The sequence below is a fragment of the Hyphomonas sp. genome (genome assembly GCF_040882205.1).
Classification (GTDB): Bacteria; Pseudomonadota; Alphaproteobacteria; order Caulobacterales; family Hyphomonadaceae; genus Hyphomonas.
The window spans coordinates 1-3,578 of sequence record NZ_JBBEBT010000196.1 but is presented as its reverse complement, the minus strand read 5'-3'; the positions used below and the strand labels follow the sequence as shown (position 1 = coordinate 3,578).

Sequence of the window (3,578 nt, the reverse complement as noted above, 5' to 3'; positions counted from 1 at the left end):
CCGAGATCACACTGGCTGACGGCACCGTTATACGGGCTGGGCTGATCGCCGCATGCGACGGAATCCATTCGGCCGTCCGCAACAGCCTCGGCATCCGGACCGAAGGGCGCAGCTATGGCAAATCCGTCTTTGCGGCAGACGTCACCCTGAGCCGGCCGCATGACGGGATCGCCCGCCAGCTGTTCACCCCGGAAGGCCCGTTCGCGACACTGCCCCTGCCCGGCAACCGCGCGAATCTGGCCTGGTACATGAAGGCGGGCGCGGCGGAGACGCTGGCGAAACTACCAAAGGACCAGATCGAGGCGGAGCTGAATGCACGCTTTGCGGGCTTCGCGGGCGAGATGAAACTCGATGGCCCTCCCCTCTCCTATCCGCTGGTGATGCAGATTGCCGAGAAGATGATCGGCCCCCGCACGGCGCTGCTGGGCGACGCGGCGCGGCGGATCAATCCACTGGCCGGGCAAGGCCTGAATCTCGGCTTCAAGGATGTGGGCGCGCTGATAGATGTGATGACCAGCGCGCGCGCGACAGGGCTAGATCCGGGCAGCGATGCGGTTCTGGCGCAATATCAGGACTGGCGGCGCTTCGATGCGGCCGCAACCGCCATGGCGATGGACCTGATCGACCGGGCCTTCTCGAACGACAATGCGCTGCTGAAAGGCCTGCGCGGGCTGGCCCTGACAGCCGCCAACCGGATCACGCCGCTGCGCCGCGCGCTGGCCCGCCAGGCGAGTGCGGACCAAGAGCATTTACCGAGCCTGATGCGTTAGGTTTCTGTAAGCAGGCCATCTGCTCTCCTCGCTCCCTTTGTGTAAAGGGGTACAAGGAAGCTCAATCCCCGACCGTCAGGGCGCGGAGGATGTTCCAGGTGTAGAGGCCGCTGGAGTGGCCGTCGGAGAAGAAGAGGCGGACAGCGTAGCGGCCGACGGGTTCGGCCTTCAGGACACGGATGTCATCCGGTACGGGGGCCTGAGGAGGCTTCGGTCCGCGGCCATGGCCCTGAACTTCCGCAGACGGACTTTCTTCGCGCAGCCGCTTGTAGGGAACGCGGCCGGACTTGCCGTCGTCAAACTCGGCGGCAAGTTCCTGCGCGCCGGCGCGGAAGGTGAGACGGGCGGGCCAGGCGGAGGCGGTCATCTACCCTCCCCTTCCCCGGACTCCTCGCCGGGCATCGCATCCGGAGCGCCGCCGGAGAGTTCCGGCAGCTCATCCATATCGCGGGCTTCTTCTTCCAGCATGATCGGGATGCCGCCGCGGATCGGATAGGCGAGGCGGGCCTTTTTCGAGATCAACTCGTTCTCGGCGCGGTCATAGACCAGCGGCTGGCGCGTCAGCGGGCAGATCAGGATTTCGAGGAGGCGCGGGTCGACGCCGTTGGGCGTGAACTCGGCGGGGGCTTCGGGGTCGGTCATCGCGGCCTCTATTGCACGGGTCCGGTATCGCCGCCACTGCCGCTGATCTCGAGCAGCGCGATCAGCGCGCGGGCGCGGTCGGCCAGCGTCAGCGCCTCGAGCAGGGCCTGCTTTTCCGGCGGCGTGAACGGGCAACCCGCTGCAAGCGCATGGACAAGGGTTTCCATCGGCGCATCTTCAACGGCGCTCCAGTCCGCCTGGAGGCTGTGGGCATCAGTATAAAAACGCAGGGCGCGAATGAGGTCTCTGCGGTCCGGCACGCCGGTTTCCGGGCCGGGATGGAGATCGGCGGCAAAGGCGTCCCAGCCGGGTGTCACCTGGCGATAGGGCTTCATTACGTCCAGCTCGCGCGTCACGGCGAAGCGACAGATGCCGGAAAGGGTGACGATATAGCGGCCGTCATCGGTTTCGCTGAAGCTGGTAATGCGTCCGGCGCAGCCGACGCGGGCGATGTCCGGGCGATCGCGGGGGCCGCCGAGGGACTGGATCATGCCGATCATCCGGCCGCCGCCCATCGCATCATCGAACATGTTGAGATAGCGCGGCTCGAAGATGTTCAGCGGCAGTTCCCAGCGCGGGAAGAGGACCGCGCCCGGCAGCGGGAACACCGGAAGCGTGTCCGGCAGGTCGGTGATCTTGTGATAGTGCGCCATCAGGTGTCCTTCGGGGCTGGTCCTTTGTGGCACGGCCTCAGCTGACAAAGTGGGGCAAAGTCCCGATCAGGCAAACATCAGCGAGGCAAGCCGGCGGCGGCCTTCGATGGTGACGGGATCGGTTGCCCCAGCGGCATCGAAGACCTGTAGCAGTTTCGTCTTCGCCTTGCCGTCTTCCCAGCCGAGCCTGGCCGAGAGGATTATCAGCAGGTGATCGGCGGCATCCTTGTAACGGCCTGCGGCGGCGTATTGTTCCGCAAGCTCGTAGCGTTTGTCATGGTCGCCGGGGTTTGCACTTACGGCGGAGACGGCGGCGTCGAGTTCGGTGGGCGCGGGCGCATCGGCGGCCATCTCGATGGCGAGGCGGACGCCCTTGACGATGCTCTCGTTCCGCCTGGCTTCGGGGACGAGGTCAAGCGTGGCGAGCGCGCGCTCGGTGTCGCCATTGGCGAGATAGCAGCGCGCAAGGCCGGCGATGGCGGCGGTGTTGCCTTCGTCTTCCTGGATGATGGCGGCGTAGATTTCGGCGGCGAGCGTGATGTCGCCCGCCTGGCTGGCGGCCTCGGCCTGGGCAAGCGCTTCGGCGATGACCTGCGCGCTGTCGGTGCCGCCGAGGAGGCGTTCGACAAAGGCGGAGACCTGCGATTCCGGCAATGCGCCCATGAAGCCGTCTACCGGGCGGCCCTTGTGGAAGGCATAGACGGCCGGGATCGAGCGCACACCGAGCTGGCCGGCATAGGCCGGGTGTTCCTCGGTATTGATCTTGACGAGCTTGACCGCGCCCTTCTTGCCTTCCACGACTTTCTCGAGGATCGGGCCTAGGGTGCGGCAGGGTCCGCACCAGGGCGCCCAGAAATCGACGATGACGGGCTGGGTCATGGAGGCTTCGACCACATCGGCCATGAAGCCCTGATCGGTACCGTCCAGCGTGTGTTGAAGACCTGCGGTCGCCATCTGCGTTGTCCCTTGCGTGTCGCTTGCGGTTCAGGCCGCAAGATGGGATCTCGCCGGAAAATCTGCAAGCCAGATGCCCTGAAGCGCGTGCAATCGTATAAACGCCAGCCAGCCGCCCTGTTTAGACCCGGTTCAGGCGCCTAACTGTAGACCGTGGCCCAAGGTCAACAAAAGGAGACCGGAAGACATGATCAACCTGATCGCCAGCATGAGTGCCATCGCCCTGATCCTGGGCGCGCCGCTGACCATCGGCCTGAAACAGGCCCCGACCACGCCGGCCGTATCGGCCCCGGCAGCCCCTGCTCTTAGCGCGGCAGAGCGCAGCCAGCTGCTGAAGTCAGCCGCCAAGGGGCTCGCCACTGTGAAAACGGCGCGCGGCAAGTTCGAGCAGTATTCGCCGGACGGCTCCTATTCGACCGGCCAGTTCGCGATGTCTCGGCCCGGCAAGGTGCGTTTCGACTATGATGACCCTGTGCCGCTGGTGCGGGTGGCCGACGGGACGACAGTAGCGATCCAGGACGCAGACCTCGAGACGACCGACCGGGTGCCGCTGGCCTCA

6 protein-coding genes are annotated in these 3,578 nt (G+C 65.8%); 2 read left to right on the top strand and 4 right to left on the bottom strand.

Translation table 11 applies throughout. The annotated features are described in order from the left end of the window. A partial coding sequence (locus WEA77_RS08115; RefSeq protein WP_368067363.1) for an FAD-dependent monooxygenase occupies nucleotides 1-770 on the top strand: 770 nt, incomplete at its 5' end. Nucleotides 771-831: 61 nt separating this feature from the next. On the opposite strand, the gene WEA77_RS08110 is transcribed toward WEA77_RS08115, so the two are convergent. From WEA77_RS08110 to WEA77_RS08095, 4 genes are all read right to left on the bottom strand, one after another. Next, on the bottom strand, nucleotides 832-1,137 hold the full coding sequence (locus WEA77_RS08110) for a gamma-butyrobetaine hydroxylase-like domain-containing protein (protein ID WP_368067362.1): 306 nt from the start codon (nucleotides 1,135-1,137) through the stop codon (nucleotides 832-834). Beyond that, a complete protein-coding gene (locus WEA77_RS08105; protein ID WP_368067361.1) occupies nucleotides 1,134-1,412 on the bottom strand; it encodes a Trm112 family protein in 279 nt (92 codons plus the stop codon). Before WEA77_RS08105 ends, WEA77_RS08110 begins: the two co-directional genes overlap by 4 nt. 8 nt (nucleotides 1,413-1,420) lie before the next feature. Next, nucleotides 1,421-2,065 carry an LON peptidase substrate-binding domain-containing protein gene (locus WEA77_RS08100; RefSeq protein WP_368067360.1) on the bottom strand — a complete coding sequence of 215 codons (645 nt, stop codon included), beginning with the start codon at nucleotides 2,063-2,065 and terminating at the stop codon, nucleotides 1,421-1,423. A gap of 66 nt (nucleotides 2,066-2,131) precedes the next feature. Next, a complete protein-coding gene (locus WEA77_RS08095) occupies nucleotides 2,132-3,019 on the bottom strand; it encodes a tetratricopeptide repeat protein (RefSeq protein ID WP_368067359.1) in 888 nt (295 codons plus the stop codon). A gap of 187 nt (nucleotides 3,020-3,206) precedes the next feature. Between WEA77_RS08095 and WEA77_RS08090 the strand changes: the two genes are divergently transcribed. Then, a partial coding sequence (locus WEA77_RS08090) for an outer membrane lipoprotein carrier protein LolA (protein WP_368067358.1) occupies nucleotides 3,207-3,578 on the top strand: 372 nt, incomplete at its 3' end.

Coding starts and splice junctions, on each gene's coding strand:
- WEA77_RS08105 (WP_368067361.1), bottom strand. CDS start 1,412: ATGACCGACCCCGAAGCCCCCGCCGAGTTCACGCCCAACGGCGTCGAC.
- WEA77_RS08100 (WP_368067360.1), bottom strand. CDS start 2,065: ATGGCGCACTATCACAAGATCACCGACCTGCCGGACACGCTTCCGGTG.
- WEA77_RS08110 (WP_368067362.1), bottom strand. CDS start 1,137: ATGACCGCCTCCGCCTGGCCCGCCCGTCTCACCTTCCGCGCCGGCGCG.
- WEA77_RS08095 (WP_368067359.1), bottom strand. CDS start 3,019: ATGGCGACCGCAGGTCTTCAACACACGCTGGACGGTACCGATCAGGGC.